Source organism: Ralstonia sp. AU12-08, assembly GCF_000442475.1.
In the GTDB taxonomy this organism is placed as follows: Bacteria; Pseudomonadota; Gammaproteobacteria; order Burkholderiales; family Burkholderiaceae; genus Ralstonia; species Ralstonia insidiosa.
Genome location: NZ_ASZV01000068.1, coordinates 1 through 2,894 on the forward strand (window position 1 = coordinate 1; position 2,894 = coordinate 2,894).

The window sequence follows — 2,894 nt, forward strand, 5'->3', positions numbered from 1 at the left end:
CCCATGTCCATCATGGTGGCCAGCGGCAAAGGGGCCGAACACGGCATTCTTTTTCGGGATGCCGCAGCAATCGAGAACCTGCGCAAGGTCGACACGCTTATTGTGGACAAGACAGGCACGTTGACCGAAGGGCGCCCCTCATTCGATCGGGCCATTGGCCTCAATGGATTTTCCGACATGGACGTCTTGCGCTTGGCGGCCAGTCTGGACCAAGGTAGTGAGCACCCCTTGGCCGCTGCGATCGTGGCGCAAGCGCGCGAACAGGGGCTCGCGCTCGAGCGGCCGGAAGATTTTGAATCCGCGTCAGGGATCGGCGTGAGAGGACACGTCGCTGGGCGAAGCCTGGCGCTCGGCAACACCTCGCTGATGCAGGCGCACGCGGTTGCTGTCGATGCCGCCTCCACCGAGGCAGACGCCATGCGAGCCCGAGGCGCCAGTGTGATGTACCTGGCGGTCGATGGGGTCCTTGCTGGCCTGCTGTCGGTTTCCGATCGCGTGAAGACGACAACACCGCAGGCCCTGACCCAACTCAGAGCCGATGGGCTTCGGATCGTGATGGCTACCGGCGACGGAAACGTGACCGCCCAATCCGTCGCAAAACAACTTGGCATTGTTGAGTTTCGCGGCGAGGTCAAGCCTGCGGATAAGCTGGCGTTGGTCGCCACACTTCAAGAACGAGGCTTGGTTGTAGCGATGGCAGGCGACGGCATCAATGATGCACCGGCGCTCGCCAAAGCCGACGTGGGTATTGCGATGGGTACCGGTACCGATGTCGCGATGAACAGCGCCCAGGTTACCCTCGTGAAAGGCGACCTGCGGGGCATTGCCCGTGCCCGCGCCTTATCCGAGGCAACGATTGCCAACATGAAGCAAAACCTCGGCTTCGCCTTCCTTTACAACGCACTGGGTGTGCCATTGGCTGCCGGCGTGCTCTATCCTTTTACCGGACTTCTGTTATCACCCATGATTGCCGCATTGGCGATGAGCTTGAGTTCGGCATCGGTGGTCGCCAATGCGCTGCGACTCCGTGCGACCCGACTCTGATCCCAGCATTCGCCGCTTCACGAGGCTATTGCGAACAATTCTCATTCTCCCTTACAATCTCCTTATTTCGGAAGGGGAGTCAAATGCAAGGTGCTACAAAAAGCACGCATTGGGGGAAGGTTTGGCTTGCTGGGGCGCTTGCCTGGCTGTGTTCCACAACTGCGCTTGCCGGCGAATCGCCGTTCGGGTGGATTTACACGGCCGACGTTATGCCCAAAGGCCGCTTCGAATTCGAGCACCAGTCTTTCCTGCAGCGGGGCCAGTCCCAAGGATCCTATAGCGGATTGCTCAACCGCGAAGAAGTCGAGTACGGCGTGACGGACAAATTCCAATTGGCCGGCTATTTCAACTGGAGCTACGTGAACGCCAATCGGAATGGTCTTGATGGCACCACGCGTGGGCCGCTGACAGATCTCGGTCCCAATGACGATCCGACTGGGCGTTACCGCAAGACTCGCTTCGAGACTGTTTCACTCGAAGCGATCTACCAACTCATGAACCCAGTGACTGATCCGATCGGCTTGGCACTGTACATCGAGCCAGAACTGGGGCCCCGTGAGCGCGATCTCGAATGGCGCATCATCTTGCAGAAGAACTGGTTGGATGATCGGCTCATTTTTGCCGCCAATATTCTCGGTGCCCATGAGCGCGACAAAACCGCCATGGGTGATATTGAGCGTGCTTCCATGCTTGATCTGACCGCCGGCGTGTCCTATCGCTTGACCGACAACCTGAGCCTGGGCATGGAGGCGCGCAACCATCGTGAATTCCAGGGGTATCGCTATAACCGTCGTGATCACTCCGCGTGGTTTCTTGGCCCCAATTTGCACTACGCCACCAAACACTGGTGGGTAACGGCCGCGTGGCGCCACCAATTGCCCGTAGTCAAAACCTACAACGAGGACCAGGCGGACGTAGTGGCAGGCAACCGTATCTTCGGTGACGAGCATGCGCGCAACGAGTTCATGGTCAAGGTGGGGTTCCCATTTTGAAGCGCGTCCATTGATACGGAGACAGACATGAAGTGGACTCCCATGGCGGCAGTGCCGCTTGCGGTGCTGGTCGTGCCCGTCCAAGCGACGGAATACCTGACAGTTCAACAGGCTCAGGCGCAGATGTTTCCTGGCGCGAGTTTTCAGGCCGTGCCTCTCCAGATTACGGACCAGATTCGCGAAACATTGAACGAGCGCTCCGGGGTACACGAGCCATTCAATGACAAGGGGGTCTGGAAAGTGTCGACTGGCGGCTGGTTCATCGTGGATCGCGTGGTGGGCAAGCATGAAAAAATCACGTATGCCGTGGCGCTCGACGCCAAGGGAGCCGTGCGCGCCGTCGATATCCTGACGTACCAGGAAACGTATGGCTATGAGGTGCGCAATGCCGACTGGCGTGCCCAGTTTGTTGGTAAGACCGCGCAGGATGCTGTGCAGCTTGGTAAAGACATCCGTAACATCAGTGGCGCGACGCTCTCATGCAAACACATCACCCAGGGAGTCAAGCGGGTGCTGGCTGTGTATGACCTCTTACTAGCCAAGATGTGATTCGTCGCTCCAAACCGCTATTGGGGACTTTCGTTGAAGTTCGCATTGACGATGTGTATCCCCAGGACTGCGCTCACTTGGCAGAAACCGCCATCGCAGCGGCGTTCTCCGTAATCGAGCAAGCCGAGGCGTTGATGAGCTTCCAGCGCTCGGATAGCGACTTGTCACGTCTGCATGCGGCGTCGGTAGGCGAAGCGGTCCGCGTTCACCCTTGGACCATGCGTGTGCTGCGCGAGGCCCAGCGCATGCACGAGCGTACCGGCGGCGTGTTCGACCCCACCGTGGCCCGCATGTTGGTGGCACACAAAA

The 2,894-nt window shown here is 58.9% G+C and carries 4 protein-coding genes; all 4 read left to right on the top strand.

Going from position 1 to position 2,894, the window contains the following annotated elements; genetic code table 11:
* The coding region (locus C404_RS58640; protein ID WP_021197858.1) for an HAD-IC family P-type ATPase at window positions 1-1,044 on the top strand (1,044 nt) is incomplete at its 5' end.
* Between the two features lie 83 nt (window positions 1,045-1,127).
* Window positions 1,128-2,036, top strand: a complete 909-nt coding sequence (locus C404_RS58645) for a DUF6662 family protein (protein ID WP_004635287.1) — start codon at window positions 1,128-1,130, stop codon at window positions 2,034-2,036.
* Window positions 2,037-2,063: 27 nt separating this feature from the next.
* Complete coding sequence (locus tag C404_RS58650; RefSeq protein WP_004635288.1) at window positions 2,064-2,585, top strand: FMN-binding protein; 522 nt, start codon at window positions 2,064-2,066, stop codon at window positions 2,583-2,585.
* Between the two features lie 77 nt (window positions 2,586-2,662).
* Window positions 2,663-2,894, top strand: a 232-nt coding sequence (locus C404_RS58655) for an FAD:protein FMN transferase (RefSeq protein WP_031330298.1), incomplete at its 3' end; no start/stop codon positions are given.